At 59.3% G+C, this 15,847-nt stretch carries 19 protein-coding genes and 1 pseudogene; 16 read left to right on the top strand and 4 right to left on the bottom strand.

The window, feature by feature from the left end; all coding sequences use genetic code 11:
- The 14 genes and pseudogenes from F7P80_RS16370 to F7P80_RS16305 form a co-directional block, all read left to right on the top strand.
- Positions 1 to 125 (top strand): EF-Tu C-terminal domain-related protein (locus tag F7P80_RS16370; RefSeq protein ID WP_479723912.1); only part of this gene is annotated, 125 nt, incomplete at its 5' end.
- A gap of 25 nt (positions 126 to 150) precedes the next feature.
- Positions 151 to 462 (top strand): 30S ribosomal protein S10, encoded by a 312-nt coding sequence (gene rpsJ, locus F7P80_RS16365; protein ID WP_003059431.1) that lies wholly within the window; start codon positions 151 to 153, stop codon positions 460 to 462.
- 209 nt (positions 463 to 671) lie between these two features.
- Positions 672 to 1,346, top strand: coding sequence for a 50S ribosomal protein L3 (gene rplC / locus F7P80_RS16360; protein WP_054066583.1), 675 nt, complete (start codon positions 672 to 674; stop codon positions 1,344 to 1,346).
- The gene (rplD, locus tag F7P80_RS16355) at positions 1,346 to 1,969 is read left to right on the top strand and encodes a 50S ribosomal protein L4 (RefSeq protein WP_054066584.1); all 624 of its coding nucleotides are present in this window, start codon (positions 1,346 to 1,348) and stop codon (positions 1,967 to 1,969) included. Before rplC ends, rplD begins: the two co-directional genes overlap by 1 nt.
- Entirely contained in the window at positions 1,966 to 2,280 is a 315-nt protein-coding gene (rplW, locus tag F7P80_RS16350) for a 50S ribosomal protein L23 (RefSeq protein WP_054066585.1), read from the top strand. Before rplD ends, rplW begins: the two co-directional genes overlap by 4 nt.
- 2 nt (positions 2,281 to 2,282) lie before the next feature.
- Positions 2,283 to 3,107: a 50S ribosomal protein L2 gene (rplB, locus tag F7P80_RS16345; protein WP_151046128.1), complete on the top strand. Its 825-nt coding sequence runs from the start codon at positions 2,283 to 2,285 to the stop codon at positions 3,105 to 3,107.
- Between the two features lie 10 nt (positions 3,108 to 3,117).
- Positions 3,118 to 3,393, top strand: coding sequence for a 30S ribosomal protein S19 (rpsS, locus tag F7P80_RS16340; RefSeq protein WP_054066587.1), 276 nt, complete (start codon positions 3,118 to 3,120; stop codon positions 3,391 to 3,393).
- A gap of 9 nt (positions 3,394 to 3,402) precedes the next feature.
- Positions 3,403 to 3,735: a 50S ribosomal protein L22 gene (gene rplV / locus F7P80_RS16335; RefSeq protein WP_042418925.1), complete on the top strand. Its 333-nt coding sequence runs from the start codon at positions 3,403 to 3,405 to the stop codon at positions 3,733 to 3,735.
- Positions 3,736 to 3,751: 16 nt separating this feature from the next.
- Complete coding sequence (rpsC, locus tag F7P80_RS16330; RefSeq protein WP_054066588.1) at positions 3,752 to 4,609, top strand: 30S ribosomal protein S3; 858 nt, start codon at positions 3,752 to 3,754, stop codon at positions 4,607 to 4,609.
- Between the two features lie 2 nt (positions 4,610 to 4,611).
- A complete protein-coding gene (rplP, locus tag F7P80_RS16325) occupies positions 4,612 to 5,028 on the top strand; it encodes a 50S ribosomal protein L16 (protein WP_054066589.1) in 417 nt (138 codons plus the stop codon).
- Positions 5,029 to 5,039: 11 nt separating this feature from the next.
- Positions 5,040 to 5,237 (top strand): 50S ribosomal protein L29, encoded by a 198-nt coding sequence (gene rpmC / locus F7P80_RS16320; protein WP_054066590.1) that lies wholly within the window; start codon positions 5,040 to 5,042, stop codon positions 5,235 to 5,237.
- 9 nt (positions 5,238 to 5,246) lie between these two features.
- A complete protein-coding gene (gene rpsQ / locus F7P80_RS16315; protein ID WP_058879699.1) occupies positions 5,247 to 5,516 on the top strand; it encodes a 30S ribosomal protein S17 in 270 nt (89 codons plus the stop codon).
- Between the two features lie 137 nt (positions 5,517 to 5,653).
- Positions 5,654 to 6,163, top strand: a complete 510-nt coding sequence (locus tag F7P80_RS16310) for a peroxiredoxin (RefSeq protein ID WP_054066592.1) — start codon at positions 5,654 to 5,656, stop codon at positions 6,161 to 6,163.
- Between the two features lie 29 nt (positions 6,164 to 6,192).
- Positions 6,193 to 6,852: pseudogene (locus F7P80_RS16305) on the top strand (IS5 family transposase); the annotation flags it as partial.
- 206 nt (positions 6,853 to 7,058) lie between these two features.
- On the opposite strand, the gene F7P80_RS16300 reads toward F7P80_RS16305, so the two are convergent.
- From F7P80_RS16300 to F7P80_RS16285, 4 genes are all read right to left on the bottom strand, one after another.
- On the bottom strand, positions 7,059 to 9,104 hold the full coding sequence (locus F7P80_RS16300) for a TonB-dependent receptor (protein ID WP_151046126.1): 2,046 nt from the start codon (positions 9,102 to 9,104) through the stop codon (positions 7,059 to 7,061).
- A gap of 66 nt (positions 9,105 to 9,170) precedes the next feature.
- The gene (locus F7P80_RS16295) at positions 9,171 to 10,994 is read right to left on the bottom strand and encodes an ABC transporter ATP-binding protein (protein WP_151046124.1); all 1,824 of its coding nucleotides are present in this window, start codon (positions 10,992 to 10,994) and stop codon (positions 9,171 to 9,173) included.
- Positions 10,991 to 12,760: an ABC transporter ATP-binding protein gene (locus F7P80_RS16290; RefSeq protein ID WP_151046122.1), complete on the bottom strand. Its 1,770-nt coding sequence runs from the start codon at positions 12,758 to 12,760 to the stop codon at positions 10,991 to 10,993. The genes F7P80_RS16295 and F7P80_RS16290 overlap by 4 nt, the downstream gene beginning before the upstream one ends.
- A complete protein-coding gene (locus F7P80_RS16285) occupies positions 12,753 to 14,081 on the bottom strand; it encodes an MFS transporter (RefSeq protein ID WP_249041510.1) in 1,329 nt (442 codons plus the stop codon). The genes F7P80_RS16290 and F7P80_RS16285 overlap by 8 nt, the downstream gene beginning before the upstream one ends.
- A 127-nt stretch (positions 14,082 to 14,208) precedes the next feature.
- On the opposite strand from F7P80_RS16285, the gene F7P80_RS16280 reads away from it, so the two are divergent.
- Both F7P80_RS16280 and F7P80_RS16275 read left to right on the top strand, forming a co-directional pair.
- On the top strand, positions 14,209 to 15,222 hold the full coding sequence (locus tag F7P80_RS16280) for a helix-turn-helix transcriptional regulator (RefSeq protein WP_151046118.1): 1,014 nt from the start codon (positions 14,209 to 14,211) through the stop codon (positions 15,220 to 15,222).
- Between the two features lie 150 nt (positions 15,223 to 15,372).
- Positions 15,373 to 15,651: a VOC family protein gene (locus F7P80_RS16275; protein WP_151046116.1), complete on the top strand. Its 279-nt coding sequence runs from the start codon at positions 15,373 to 15,375 to the stop codon at positions 15,649 to 15,651.
- Positions 15,652 to 15,847 lie beyond the last annotated feature (196 nt).

The raw sequence follows: 15,847 nt of genomic DNA, 5'->3' as shown, positions 1-15,847 counted from the left end.
GCGATAACGTCTCCATCACTGTGAAGCTGATCGCTCCTATCGCTATGGAAGAAGGTCTGCGTTTCGCTATCCGCGAAGGTGGTCGTACTGTTGGCGCCGGCGTGGTTGCTAAGATCATTGCCTAATTCTTAGGAAAGCTAGGAATTAACAATGTCTAAGCAAAAAATCCGTATCCGTCTGAAGGCTTTCGATTACAAGCTGATCGACCAGTCTGCAGCTGAAATCGTTGACACCGCCAAGCGTACTGGCGCGATCGTCAAGGGTCCTGTGCCTCTGCCTACACGCATGAAGCGCTTCGACATCCTGCGTTCGCCTCACGTGAACAAGACTTCGCGTGACCAGTTCGAAATCCGCACTCACCAGCGTCTGATGGACATCGTCGATCCTACCGACAAGACAGTTGACGCTCTGATGAAGCTGGATCTGCCTGCTGGCGTAGACGTCGAAATCAAACTGCAATAAGAACTTAAGAGGTGTTGTTCGCAACACCTTCTAAGGTCTTTCTTTAACGCGAACTTGCTTGAAAAAGCAGTTCGCGTTAAAATTTGGAGCTTCGCCGCAATAAGGCGGAGTTTTATTAACCTTCTTTCGTGCACTTTCCAAGCTAATTGGAGTTGGGTGCAACGCTGGGCCAATTGCAGTTACAGCGGCGAAAGTTTTGGAGCAAACAAATGAGTCTGAGCAACTCCCTGGGGTTGCTGGGTCGCAAGGTGGGCATGATGCGTCTGTTCACTGATGATGGGGATTCCGTGCCCGTCACAGTGGTGGATGTGTCCAACAACCGCGTGGCTCAGGTGAAAACCCAAGAGAACGATGGCTATGTGGCTTTGCAAGTCACATTTGGTACACGCAAGGCATCCCGCGTGACCAAGCCAGAAGCTGGCCACCTCGCTAAGGCGGGCGTTGAAGCCGGTGAAGTCACCAAAGAATTCCGCGTGACCGAAGAGATCGCTGCCAAGTACGCAGCAGGCGCTGTCCTGCCCGTGGCAGAACTGTTCAGCGTAGGCCAGAAGGTGGACGTGCAAGGCACGACTATCGGTAAGGGCTTTGCTGGCACGATCAAGCGTCACAACTTTGGCGCACAGCGTAACTCCCACGGTAACAGCCGTTCGCACCGCGTACCTGGCTCTATCGGTATGGCGCAGGACCCCGGTCGCGTGTTCCCCGGTAAGCGCATGACAGGTCACATGGGCGTTGACACCGTGACTACCCAAAACCTGGACGTGGTTCGCATTGACGAAGCACGCCAACTGCTGTTGATCAAGGGTGCAATTCCTGGCTCGAAGGGTGGCTTCGTGTCGGTGCGTCCTGCCATCAAGGCTAAAGCTTCCAAGGGAGCGAACTAATGCAGCTCGAACTCCTGAATGAACAAGGACAAGCCGCATCCACTATTGATGCGCCTGAAACCGTTTTCGGTCGTGCTTACAACGAAGACCTGATCCACCAGCTGGTGACCGCATACCGTGCCAATGGCCGTCAAGGTACGCGTGCTCAGAAGGACCGTGAGCAAGTTCGTCACACCACAGCCAAGCCTTTCAAGCAAAAGGGTACTGGCCGTGCACGTGCCGGTATGTCTTCCTCGCCTCTGTGGCGTGGGGGCGGTCGCGTCTTCCCTAACCTGCCTGAAGAAAACTTCACGCAGAAGATCAACAAGAAGATGTACCGCGCCGGTATGGCTTCCATCCTGTCTCAGCTGGCCCGCGAAGGCCGTCTGGCAGTTGTGGATTCCCTGAAGGTTGAGACTCCGAAGACGAAGGTTCTGGCTGACAAGTTCAAGGCCATGAATCTGCAATCGTCGGTGATGGTGATCGCCGAAGAGATCGACGAAAACCTGTACCTGGCTTCTCGCAATCTGAAGAACGTGTTCGTGGTGGAACCCCGCTACGCTGACCCCGTTTCTCTGGTGCAATTCAAGAAAGTGCTCGTCACCAAGGGCGCAATCGACAAACTCAAGGAGATGTTCGCATGAGCACTACCAAGTTTGACGAAGGTCGTCTGATGCAAGTGTTGGTCGCTCCCATCGTGTCCGAAAAGGCCACCATGGTCGCTGAAAAGTCCAACGCTGTGACATTCAAGGTGCTGCAAAACGCTACCAAGCATGAAATCAAGGCTGCAGTGGAACTGCTGTTCAAGGTTGAAGTGCTGGGCGTTTCTGTGGTGAACACCAAGGGCAAGACCAAGCGCTTTGGTAAGACTGTGGGCCGTCGCGACAACGTGCGCAAGGCTTACGTTCGCCTGAAGCCCGGTCAAGAGCTGAACCTGTCTGGGGAGGCTGCTTAATCATGGCTGTTATCAAACTCAAACCCACTTCGCCTGGCCGTCGCGGCGCGGTGAAGGTGACACGTGACCACCTGTACAAGGGCCCTGGTTTCGCTCCTCTGCTGGAAGCGCAATCCGAAAAGGCCGGTCGTAACAACAACGGTCACATCACAACTCGCCACAAGGGCGGTGGTCACAAGCACCACTACCGCGTGGTGGACTTCAAGCGCAACAAGGACGGTATCCCCGCCAAGGTTGAGCGCATCGAGTACGACCCTAACCGTTCCGCTCACATCGCTCTGGTGTGCTATGCAGACGGCGAGCGTCGCTACATCATCGCTCCTCGTAACCTGGAAGTCGGTGCCTCCATCGTGAGCGGCTCTGAAGCGCCTATCCGCGTTGGTAACACCCTGCCTATCCGCAACATCCCCGTGGGTTCGACCATCCACTGTATCGAACTGCAACCCGCAGGCGGCGCTCAAATCGCTCGTTCCGCTGGTGCATCCGCTACGCTGCTGGCCCGCGAAGGCGTGTACGCTCAAGTGCGTATGCGTTCTGGCGAAGTGCGCAAGATTCATATCGAATGCCGCGCCACTATCGGTGAAGTTGCCAACGAAGAACACAGCCTGCGCCGTTTCGGTAAGGCCGGTGTGAAGCGTTGGATGGGTATTCGTCCTACCGTCCGCGGTACTGCTATGAACCCAATCGACCACCCACATGGTGGTGGTGAAGGTAAGACTGGCGAAGGCCGTCACGCAGTTGACCCATGGGGCAACCTGACGAAGGGCTACCGCACCCGTAACAACAAGCGCACACAAAACATGATTGTGTCGCGTCGTAAAAAGTAAGGGGTAGCAAATGACTCGTTCTCTCAAAAAGGGTCCGTTTGTTGACCATCACTTGGTAGCCAAGGTCGAAAAGGCCATCGCCACCAAGGACAAGAAGCCAGTCAAGACATGGTCGCGTCGTTCCATGGTTCTGCCCGAGTTCATCGGTCTGACCATTGCTGTGCACAACGGCAAGCAGCACGTGCCTGTCTACATCACCGAGCAAATGGTGGGTCACAAGCTGGGCGAATTCGCTCTGACTCGTACCTTCAAGGGTCACCCCGCCGACAAGAAGGCCAAGAAGTAAGGAATGACCATGTCTGAAACACGTGCAGTCCTCCGTGGCGTCCGCTTGTCGGTTGACAAGGGTCGCCTGGTCGCGGACCTGATCCGCGGCAAGAAGGTGGATCAAGCCCTGAACATCTTGACTTTCACACAGAAGAAAGCTGCTGTGATCGTGAAGAAGGTGCTGGAGTCCGCTATCGCTAATGCTGAGCACAACGACGGTGCTGACATCGACGAACTGAAGGTCAAGACCATCTACGTCGAGCAAGGTACAACGCTCAAGCGTTTCACCGCGCGCGCTAAGGGCCGCGGCAACCGCATCAGCAAGCCTACCTGCCACATCTACGTGACAGTCGGTAACTGAGGCCAAGAGGAAGAATATGGGACAGAAAATCCATCCTACCGGCTTCCGCCTTGCTGTGAGCCGTAACTGGGCTAGCCGTTGGTACGCTAGCAACCGTGACTTCGCCGGCATGCTGGCTGAAGACATCAAGGTTCGCGAGTACCTGAAGGCCAAGCTGAAGAACGCTGCTGTTGCACGCGTGCTGATCGAGCGTCCTGCAAAGAACGCACGTATCACGATCTTCTCCGCACGTCCTGGTGTTGTGATCGGCAAGAAGGGCGAAGACATCGAGAACCTGAAGAAGGAACTCGCTACTCGCCTGGGCGTGCCAGTCGCAGTGAACATCGAAGAAGTGCGCAAGCCCGAACTCGATGCCAAGCTGATCGCTGACTCCATCTGCCAGCAGCTGGAAAAGCGCATCATGTTCCGTCGCGCCATGAAGCGCGCGATGCAGAACGCTATGCGTCTGGGTGCTCAAGGCATCAAGATCATGTCGTCGGGCCGTCTGAACGGTATCGAAATTGCCCGTACCGAGTGGTACCGCGAAGGCCGCGTGCCTCTGCACACTCTGCGTGCTGATATCGACTACGGCTTCTCTGAAGCACAAACTACCTACGGCATCATCGGCGTGAAGGTTTGGGTCTACAAGGGCAACACCCTGGGCCGCAATGACCTGCCCGCCGTTGAAACTCCCCGTGAAGACGAGCGTCGTCCTCGCGGTGGTCGCCGCGACGGTCGTCGTGACGGCGCTGGCCGTGGCGCACGTCGTCCTGCCGGTGGTAACCAGGCTCCTGTGGACGGCAGCGACAAGGCTGCAGCCGCTGGCGCTGATTCCGTTAAGCGCGTTCGCAAGACTGACGCGCCCGCTACAGCAGCGGACGGTAAAGGAGAATAAACATGCTGCAACCTGCACGCCGCAAGTTCCGTAAGGAACACAAAGGCCGCAACACCGGTATCGCCACCCGTGGCAACTCTGTTGCTTTCGGCGATTTCGGTCTGAAGTCTACCGACCGTGGCCGTCTGACAGCTCGTCAGATCGAAGCCGCACGTCGTGCGATTTCTCGTCACGTGAAGCGTGGCGGCCGTATCTGGATTCGTGTGTTCCCCGACAAACCCATCTCCACTAAGCCTGCTGAAGTGCGTATGGGTAACGGTAAGGGTAACCCCGAGTACTACGTTGCCGAAATCCAGCCCGGCAAGATCATCTACGAAATCGTGGGTGTGTCTGAAGAGCTGGCTCGTGAAGCGTTCCGCCTGGCTGCTGCAAAGCTGCCTCTGCGTACGACCTTCGTTGCCCGTCACGTTGGTGAATAAGGAGAGATCACATGACTAAAGCTGCTGAACTCCGCCAAAAAGACGTGGCCGCTCTGGAAGCCGAAGTGAAGTCCCTGCAAAAGGCTCACTTCAGCCTGCGTATGCAAAAGGCCACGCAACAGCTGTCGAACACAGCAACGCTGCGCGCGACTCGCCGTTCGATCGCTCGTGCGAAGACCATTCTTGCTGAAAAGCAAGCCGCCAAGTAAGGAGCCGACATGACGGAAGCTAAAACATCCCTCAAGCGCACCTTGGTTGGCAAGGTGGTGAGCGACAAGCGCGCTAAGACAGTGACCGTGTTGGTGGAGCGTCGCGTGATGCACCCCATCTACGGCAAGATCGTGGTGAAGTCCTCGAAGTACCACGCTCATGACGAAAACGGTGAATTCAAGATGGGCGATACCATCGAGATCACCGAAAGCCGTCCTCTGTCCAAGACCAAGAACTGGGTGGCTACCCGCTTGGTGCAAAAGGCTGGCCTGCTCTAAGCATTCAACTGCTTTGACTGCATAGTCTTCAAAAGCGACCCACAATGTGGGTCGCTTTTTTGTTTTCTGGCCTGACCTGTGCGTGATGCCGGGAAAACAGGTAAAGCCATTTTTGAACCGTCATTGGAGGACACAACATGATCAAGGTTGGAGATACGCTGCCCGCAGTGAAGCTGATGGAGTACGTAGAGGTAGAGGGCAATGGCTGCAGCATCGGCCCTAACCCCGTCGAGCTGCCTGCTGCACTGGCTGGCAAGACGATTGCCCTGTTTGCCGTGCCCGGTGCCTTTACGCCGACTTGCTCCGAGCGCCACCTGCCTGGCTATATCGAGCAGGCAGATGCGTTCAAGGCTGCTGGTGTGGATGAGATCTGGTGTGTGGCCGTCAATGACGCCTTTGTGATGGGAGCCTGGGGCCGTGACCAGAAGGCCACGGGCAAGGTGCGCATGATTGCCGACGGCGATGCCGCACTGGCCAAGGCGCTGGGCCTGACGCTGGACTTGAATGGCAAGGGCCTGGGTCTGCGCAGCAACCGTTACTCCATGCTGGTCAAGGATGGCAAAGTGGTGACGCTGAACGTGGAAGGCCCTGGCAAGTTTGAAGTCTCGGGTGCTGACACCCTGCTGGCCCAGGCCAAAGCTGCCTGATTGCCGCTGCGCACAATAAAAAACGCTGCCTGGTGCAGCGTTTTTTTAGGTTCATCACGGACTTGCTGGAGCGTAAAAAGCTGCTGCTTCGCACGGGAACCATCGTGGATGCCACGCTGATTGCAGCGCCCAGCTCAACCAAAAACAGCACCAAATCTCGTGATCCAGAGATGCACCAGACCAAGAAGGGCAACCAGTGGTACTTCGGCATGAAGGCCCATATTGGCGTGGATACGGACTCTGGCTTGGTGCATACCGTGCGGGGCACATCTGCCAACGTCAATGATGTCGTTGAAGCCAACAGCCTGCTGCATGGAAAAGAGGTTGATGGCTATGGAGATGCTGGCTACCAAGGCGCAGACAAACGTCCCGACATGCCAACGCCAGAACCTGAGCGCAAATTCCAATGGCATATCGCCATGAAGCGCAGCCAGCGCAAGGCGCTAGATCATCAGCACCCGATATCAGCCCTGCAAGAGCCGCTTGAGCAGGTGAAGTCCAAGATCCGGGCCAAGGTCGAACACCCATTCAGAGTCATCAAGCGTCAGTTTGGCCACGTCAAAGTTCGCTACCGAGGCTTGAGAAAGAATACGCAGCAATTGCATACCCTGTTTGCCTTGGCGAACTTGTGGATGGCCCGTGGCCGTTTGCTGAAAAACAGCCAATCCAAGCCTGGTGTGGGTGCATAAAAAGCAAGATGCCCGCGAAACGCGGGCATCTTGAGTGCCAGGGGCAAGGGAACATCACACTCGTTCAAGCACGATCACGCTTGAAATCGAGTTATGCAGAGGTTCCTTAGCCTCCATATCCGATGTGTTCATCAAAGGTGTTGTCGATCGTGATCTAGGGCATGAGTGCAGTCCAAATGAAGCAAAGGCTTGCACTCATGCCTGCATCAGTACATATAGGTTGCCGTCAGCCCCACGGTCCGGCCTGGTGCCACCTGAGCGAAATTGCCGGTTGCCCCGTAGGAGAAGCCATAGGTCCGGTAGGCCTTGTCGGTCAGATTCTGGGCGTAGAGCATCAATTCCAGATTGCTGGTCGGACTCCAGGCCAGCCCGGCATCCACCACGGTATAGGCGTTCTGGCGCAGGGTATTGGCGCTGTCGAAGTAATGTGCTCCGGTACGGCGCACTGAGAGCTGTGGTCGCAATACCGTGTCACCCACGCGTACATTGCCCTTGGCGGCCAAGGTCAGGCCATAACGAGGTGCCATTGGCACGTCGTTGTGCTTGCAGCCGGTGCAGGCGCTGGAATCCTCGAAGCGGCGGAACGTGGCGTCATTCACAAAGCCGCCGGCACTGAGCGTCCACTGTCGGGTGATATCCCACTCGGTATTGAACTCCACGCCAACCGAGCGGGTGTCACCGACGTTGCGCAAGGTCTGGTTGCCCACGTCACCATCGCCATAAAGCTGCACGTCCTTGCTGTCCACGCGGTAGACGGCCATGCTGGCGCGCAGCGTATCGGCGGAATAGCGCACACCGGCCTCGTAGCTGATTGAGCGCTCGCGGCCATAGCCCTTGGCATCATCCACACTGGAAGGGGCCAGGTTGTAGCCCAGCGGCTTGTAACCCTGCGCCACGTTGATGTAGCCACGCCACTGCGGTGCAAACTGATAGCCAGCGGCAACGTGCCCCAGCCAGGTGTTCTGGCTCGACGACGCCTGGCCCTGGAAGCCATTGCCCATCTGCTCGCCGTCGAAACGGGTTCGGGCTTCATCCCGAGTGAAACGCAGGCCGGTCGTGATATCCGCCTTGGAGGTGAGGTGCCAGGTCACATCCCCATAAGCCGCCAGGGACTCGGTGCGGTTGGTCGATGCAGAATCCACGACCCGATACAGACTGGGCACCACCATGTCGAACTGATAACCCCGCGACATATCCACTTCCTGGCGGTACAGGCCGAACACGGCATCCCAGGCGCGAGGAGAGGCACCACCCGTCTCATTCGCCCGTGTCGACAGGCGTACTTCCTGGGTGTTTTGCTTCCAGTGCTCGGAGAACTGCGGGAAATAAATGTCGATCGGCCAGTGGCGCGAGGTATGCACACGCTGGCTGCTGGCGATCACATTCACACGCCATTGGTCGAAGTCGTACTGTCCGTTGGCGGCGAAACTGTTGGCGCAGCGCTTCTGGCGGTAATCCCGGTAGGCCTCTGGCAGATTGGGCGACACATAGGCTCTGCGTGATTTGTAGTCGTCGAACAGGGTATAGACCTCCTGATCACCCGTCGCACAATCGCGCCCGCCACTCAGGCCCAACTCCCATGGGCTGCCGGTCGGTGCCAGGCGCAGTTTCACGTTGCCAGCCCGCGAACGCACGCCACCCAGCTTGTCACTGCCGATCACGTCACTGCGAATATCCCCATTGACATCATTGCCCAGTAGCGACACCGAGCCGTACAGCAGATCCTCGACCAGTGGCCCGGAACCCTCTGCCTGCACCTGATAGCCATCGCGACTCGACACTCCGGCGCGGGCGGCGAACTGCGGTGTGTTGTCCGGCTTGTGAGAAACAATATTGAGCACGCCGCCCTGGGCGCTTTTGCCATACAACGTGCCCTGTGGCCCCTTGAGCAGTTCCACCTGCTCAACCCCCAGCAACGACTGGGCGGCAAAGGTCGGCAGTTGCGGCACGCCATCCACATAAACCGTCAAGGCCGGGTTGTAGAAGTCCTGGGCAGATGTCACCCCGCGCAGCGTGATGATAGGGAACAGGAATGTCGCGCTGTGCGACATGTACAACTCGGGAAAGACCCGGTCCAGCTCCAGAGTCGAACTCACCTGGGCATCGTCCAGGGCCAGGCGGTCGGCCACACTGGCGGCACCGTTGAGCTGATCCAGGGTTTCGCCGCGTTTGCTGGCCGACACCACCACAGGAGCAAGCGACTGAACATCCCCGGCGTCTGTCGCCACGTCTTGCGCTTGTGCAGTAGCCATTCCTGCCAGGGAATGGAGCGAAATCAGCGCCAGGCTGAGAAGATGCAATTTGAAGGGGGGCATGGTTCAATCTCCTGCTAAGTCAAAATTTGACCGCGTATCGCGGCTGGCATGCCAGTTCTTGGCACTCTGCTGGGCCTGCCACATGCGGGCGTAACGGCCCTTACAGGACAGCAGATCGGCATGCCTGCCGGCCTCGACCACTTGTCCATCGTCGATCACCAGAATCTGGTCGGCAGCGGCAATGGTTGATAGGCGGTGGGCAATCACGATCACCGTGCGCTCACGCACCAGCGCATCAATGGCGGTCTGCACCGCCACTTCGCTCTCGGTATCCAGCGCGGCGGTAGGCTCGTCGAGGATGACGATGGGAGCGTTCTTAAGCATGGCCCGCGCAATGCTGATGCGCTGACGCTCGCCCCCCGAGAGCCGCCCACCGATGTCGCCCACGCGTGTGGTGTAGCCCTCGGGCAAGCGCGTGACGAACTCATGGCAATGGGCCGCACGGGCAGCGGCCTCGACCTCTGCATCGCTGGCGTCGGGCCGGGCCATGCGGATGTTGGCCAGGATGGTGTCATCGAACAGGTACACGTCCTGGAACACCACGGAAATCAGCGCATTGAGCTGCTCCGGCGCGATGGCGCGGATATCCACGCCACCGATGGTGATGGCCCCAGCCTGCGGGTCGGCATGGCGCATCAGCAAACGCGTCACCGTGGTCTTGCCACTGCCTGAAGGGCCAACCAAGGCCGTCAGGCTGCGGGCGGGCAAGTGGGCATCCAGATCGCGCAGCGTGGGCTGCTCGGCACTGGCATAACCAAAACGCACTCCCTCGAAGGCCACCTCAAAAGTCTTTGGCATCTGCTCGGGCGATTGCTGGGGCAAGGGCGCGACGGCCAGCAGGGCATTGATCTTGCCCAGCGCGGCCTCGATCAGGTCGATCACCTTGGCGTACAGCACAAAGGTCGCCAGCGGCTCGGCAAAACGAACCACAATCACCATCAAGGCCGCCAGAATGGCGACATCCAGCGAACCTTGCACGACCAGCAGGGTGCCAGCGAACACCACCAGCAGGATGGCCAACTCCATGACGGTTGCCAGGATCAGGTTCGGCTTGGCGCCTTTCTTCTGGCCGATGGTCTGGATCATTTCCAGGTGCTTGAAACTGGCTTGCAGGCTCACGGCATGCTCACCGACACAACACGCCGACCGCAGTACCGACAGACCCTGGGTGTACTCCAGAATATCGCTGCTGGTGCGCTCGTTGGCATCGGCCAGCATGCGCATGCCGCGCCCGAAGGCCGGACGCCGCCAGCGGTACAGTGGAATCAGCAGCGGAAACACCAGCAGTAGAATCAGCCCCATGCGCCAGTCGAACCACAGGGCTGCCAGAGCCACCACCACCGGCGTGACCAGGGCGGTGGTCATCATATTGGCAACGGTCAGGATATAGCTCAGCGTCTCGTCCACATTGCCCAGCAACGTGGCATTCACCGCGCCAGTGCGTTTGTCCTGCAAGACCTCCAGCGGAATCCGCCGCAATTGCTCGCCCAGCTCGGTGCGCAGTTCATGGGTGTTGTGCACCATGTCGCCCCGGTAATCGAAGCCCTGGGCCCACCAACGCACTGCCGTGCTTGCCAGCATCAATGCCGTCATCGCGAGCAGCCAGGGCCAAGCGGCAGTCCAATCCGCCTGCGGAATCAGTGCCTGGAACAAGGGCATCAGGCATGCCAGTGCCAGGCCTTGCAGGGCAGCAGCCAGGCCCAGCCCGATCAGGCTGGCCCGCAATTGGGGGGCGCGGCTGCGGGCACTGCTCATCAGTTGCTGCCAGGTCTCGCGCAGTGGCGTGATCCTGGGCGCGGTCTTCGGCGTAGGTTGCTGTGTACTCATGCCATGACTCCTGCCAGCGACCAGTTCTGCGCTGTTTCATAGTTGTGCCATAGCCGCTCATACACGCCGCCCTGTGCCACCAGCGCATCGTGCCTGCCTTGTTCGGCCAGCCGCCCCTGGTCGAATACCAGAATCTGGTCGGCATCCCGGATGGTCGATAACCGGTGCGCCACCATCAGCACCGTCTTGCCGTGCATCAGGTTCGACAGTGCCGCCACCAGTGCCGCCTCGTTTTCTGGGTCGGCAAAGGCCGTGGCCTCGTCCAGCACCAGAATGGGCCGGTTCTGCAAAATAGCGCGGGCGATGGTGATGCGCTGGCGTTGCCCGCCGGAGAGAAATACACCCCGCTCGCCTGCGGGAGTGTCATAGCCTTGCGGCAAGGCCATGATGAAATCATGGGCCTGGGCCGCCTTGGCGGCGGTAATGACTTCATCCATGGTCGCGGCCCCCAGACCCAGGCGGATGTTGTTGGCGATGGAGTCGGCAAACAGAAACGTGTCCTGAAACACGAAAGCCACCTGCTGCATCAAGACCTCGGGCAGCATCTCGCGCACATCCACGCCCCCCACCCGAATACAGCCAGAACTCACGTCCCAGAAGCGCGGAATCAGCCGCGCCACCGTCGTCTTTCCCGCACCCGAAGGGCCGACCAATGCCGTGACACTGCCTTGAGGTGCCTCGAAGCTCACACCGTGCAGAACCCGCTCGCCATCAGCCGTATAGCGAAAATCCACGTGCTCGAAACGCACACTGGCATCCCGAGGCACCTTGGCCTGGGCAATGTCCACCACCGGCAGCTCCGGCTCGGCCATGACTTCGTGGATGCGGTGGATGCTCATCTGCGTCTTGGCGACCAGATGCTTGAGCGACATCAGCGGCAGCAGCGATTCGGCCATGCCCGTGCCCACCAGCAGTACTGCCAACCAGGTCGAAACCGCCAGCGCGTCACGGCTGATCAGCCAGCCGCCCAGCCACACCAGCACCGCCAGGGTGGGCAGCGGATTGAGGATGGCCATCGACAGGCGCGACGACACACCGGCCATCCGGTACCACTGCAACACCACCTCGACGAAGGCATTGAGTGCCTGCTGGTAACGCTGGAACGTGGTTGTGCCAGTGTCGAAGGTACGCACCACTGGCATGGCCTGCACATACTCCACCACAGCCTTGCTCACGTTCTCGCTGGCGGCGTGGTAACGCTGCATCATCTCGCCGCTGCCGCGCATGGCCAGCGACACCACCGCCATGCCGACCGCCAGCACCGCTGTAGCCGCCAGGGCCAGCCGCCAATCCAGCCACCACAGCAGCGCGAAGGTCAGTAGCGGCGAGACATAAGCCCGCGCATACAAAGGCGTGCTGTCGGCCACAAACACATGCAGCGCCTTGACATCATCCATCATCACCTTGGTCAAGGCACCGGAGCCGGTTTGCTGCACATAGCCCAACGGCACCCGCGCCAGATGCTCGGAAAGATCGGTACGCAAGCGGGTTTCCAGCTCAAACGCGGCGAAATGCGAGCGGTTGAATGCCGTCAGCCGCAGAACGTACGCCAGCACCGTCAGCACGACCGCCAGCGACAAGGCTGTCCAAGGCCACTGGCCGGGGGCAGTCAACAAGGCATGCACGCCCCACGCCAGCGCGCACAAGGCCCCCAGGGCACAGGCGGCTGCAAGTCCCGCCAAGGTCATGGCCAGACGGATCTGGCCCTGCACAGGCCGCATGATGGACCAGACACCCGGAACCGCTCGGAAATTACCCTCACTCATATGCCGTAAGCCCCCTCGCTTTGTCATCCAGGGAAGGCGCCTTGCGCCTGACTACCAGTACCGCGACCACGGCTGAAGCCGCCGCCAGTCCGAAGCACACTTCGTATCCAAGATGTTGGGACAGCCAGCCTCCGGCCACACCGCCTGCCACCGCAAGCAAGGCATCAGCACTCTGGAACAGGGTGAAATCCACACCCGACTGCAAGGGCGAAGTCAGCCCCATCAGCGCTGAGTAAAGCGCGACCCAGACAAAGCCCAGCACCGCGAACATCAGTCCCACCAGCACCATCAACACCGTCAGGGAAGCCATGGGGGCCGCGAGAGTCAAAGCAGCTAGAACCAGTGCTTTCAAGCCCACCGCAATCCACACCGCTCGCCAGCCTGGGGCGGTGCGTACCAGAATGCCGCCCAGAAAAGCCCCGGTCAGCCCAGCACCAATATGCAGGGAGCCAAACAACCAGCCCAATTGCTCCAGGCTCAAGCCCTTATCGAGCAGGAATGGGCCGAACATCCCCAGCGTCAAGCGCACCCCTACGCTGGAGAGCAGCATCAACACCAGACCGATGCGTATCTCAGGCCGGCGCAGCGCATGCATCAGCCCAGGACGGTGACCGACAGCCAAGGCTCTATCACGGGGCGGCTCACGCAAGAGCAGCATCGGTATGCTCAGCAGCAATACCGCCAGGCTGGCGGCCATGAGTGCCCATGGCCATCCTGCCGATCCGGCCACCAACAGGAATCCCCCAGCCCCCAGCATCGCCCCGACATAGCTGCCACCCACCTGGGCAACATTGCCCCAGCCGCGCTGCTGGCTGGCAAGCTGCTCAACCGTAAAGCCGTCGCTGGCCACGTCCGTGGTTGCGGCCACCAAGGCCGCCAGCAACAAGCCGCCCAGAATCCATCCGGCATGCCCAGACAGCGAGAGAACCCCACCCAGCGCCGCCAACCCCAACAGCAGCAATACCGCCGCAATCAACCATTGGCCTGTCAAGACCAGTGTCCGTGAATGCCGCGTCAGTTGGCCGGCAGGCAAACGCCAGCGTTCCACCGCTGGCGCCCACAGAAAACGCAGCCCCCAAGGTATCCATAGCAGAGCAGTTAACCCCGCCACTTGCAACGAAGCTCCGGCATCGCGCAACAGCGAAGGCAGTGCCTGGGTAGTTAAGGCCGTAATAATCGTCTGGCTGATATAGATGCCTGCAATAGCAGGTAAAACCTGCCGCGCACTCAGGCGCGACGGAACTAGGGAAGAAATCGACATACTGAAAAAGTCCGTGGCCTGATTAAGGCTTTTGTCATGGGCTAGATGCGGGTAAATCACAATTGCCAATGTCTATCTTGTATATTTAGCGATAAGATAGGTAATATTGATATTGATTATCATTACGCCAACTGGAAAATGGCGCTAACGGTTTACGGAAAAAATTTGATGTTTTCAGGAAATTTTTATGGCGGGGAACGCAGAGATAGTGTCCGGCCAACCAGCCCTTGATCCAGGCAAACTGCCAGAAGAAGGGCTGGACCACGTACACGAAGATTGGCGGCACGCGGTGCACATGTATCAACCCTGCGAAGGGTTGTGCATCAGTTGCATCAATGGCCGCCCAGGCAGCAAATGGGCATTTCAGGCAGAAGGGCCATCGGCCTTCAGTGTGAACATCTTGCTCGAAGGCCGCATGCAGGCCGCCTTCGATGATGGTGCCGTGCTCGATGCCAAGGCGGGATCAGCCATCATGATGGCGACAGGCTCATACGCCAAAGGCTGGGACGTGCTCGACGGCCAGTCTGAAGGTGCCTTCCGCATGGTCAACATCCACATGCCGCAAACCGCCATGGCTGGCCTGACCGGCCTGCAGATGGACGACTTGCGCAGCCGCATCTGCACCGTGGCTGGCGATCAGTCGCACATCGACGCCTTCCTCGGTGTCATGCCGGCCTCCAGCGGCCTGCAGCGTATCGCGTGCGACCTGCTGGGCTTTGGCTGCATTTATCCCGGTCCCTGCATCTCACGCGACCTGTACCTGCGTGCCAAGGCGTTCGAGGCCATCGCCTGCTTCCTGCGTGAAAACCTTGCAGCGCAACAGGTTGTACTGCCGGTGCCTGCTGACAGACCCCACCTGATCGACGCTCGCGCGCTTCTGGAGAAGAGCTATGACCAGGACTGGACCGTGCAAACCCTGGCCCGCGCCGTGGGCCTGAACGAAAAACGCCTGCAGTCGGGCTTCCATGCCATGTATGGCTGCTCGGTCTATGCCTGCCTGACCCGCATCCGGCTCGACGTTGCCATCACCATGCTGCAACGCGGCACCAGCGTCACCGAAACCGCCATCAGCTGCGGCTTTGCCAACCTCAGCCACTTCAGCCGGTTGTTCCGCACCCACACCGGCATCTCGCCCAAGCAGTGCGCACTGGGCATCGCCCCCAAGCTGCAACGCCAACTGGCGGGTGATGGCCTGCAGTAATTCCCGCCAGCCACACCGCCACAGCACACCTTCAGGCCGCGTCACGGCGTGGCTGGAAGCAAGCGCTTACCCGCCGTGCATGGTGTACTGCAACAAAAAACCCCGAAATGTCAAATTTTTCCCGTAAACCGTTAGCACGGTTGGCGAAATTTGGTAATCATCCGGGACCTGACACACCACGGCATGCGGCTGATGGTGGCGCATCCGCGCGACGGGCAGCCTTCCACCCACTACAACGGCTTTACGCTGGGGCTGACGGCGGTCTCCCCCGAGCAGGTAGATGCCGCAGTGGCAGCAGCCCTGGCCCACGGCGGCACCCAGATCGAAGACCCCACCGGCTGGCGCGAGCGCGGCGGCATGCGCATGTACTCCGCCTATGTGCGCGACCCGGCGGGGCACAAGCTCTGCCTGATCTATCGCGCTGCATAAAAATACATAGCTTTCAGCGCTTGCTGCCTGGGTGCTGGAGCCATATTTCTCTTTATTTGCAGGCGCGGCCCCCCATCCCTGCCTTCCCCCAGCGGGGGAAGGAGTTCACTACCCCCTCACCCCTGCCCTCTCCCGCAAGCGGGAGAGGGAGTGAGTAGCAAATTCATAGCTGTTAGCGCTTGCTGCATGGGCGCTG

The sequence above is a fragment of the Comamonas kerstersii genome (assembly GCF_008801935.1).
GTDB classification, from domain to species: Bacteria; Pseudomonadota; Gammaproteobacteria; order Burkholderiales; family Burkholderiaceae_C; genus Comamonas; species Comamonas kerstersii.
This window is presented reverse-complemented; position numbering and strand designations above follow the sequence as displayed.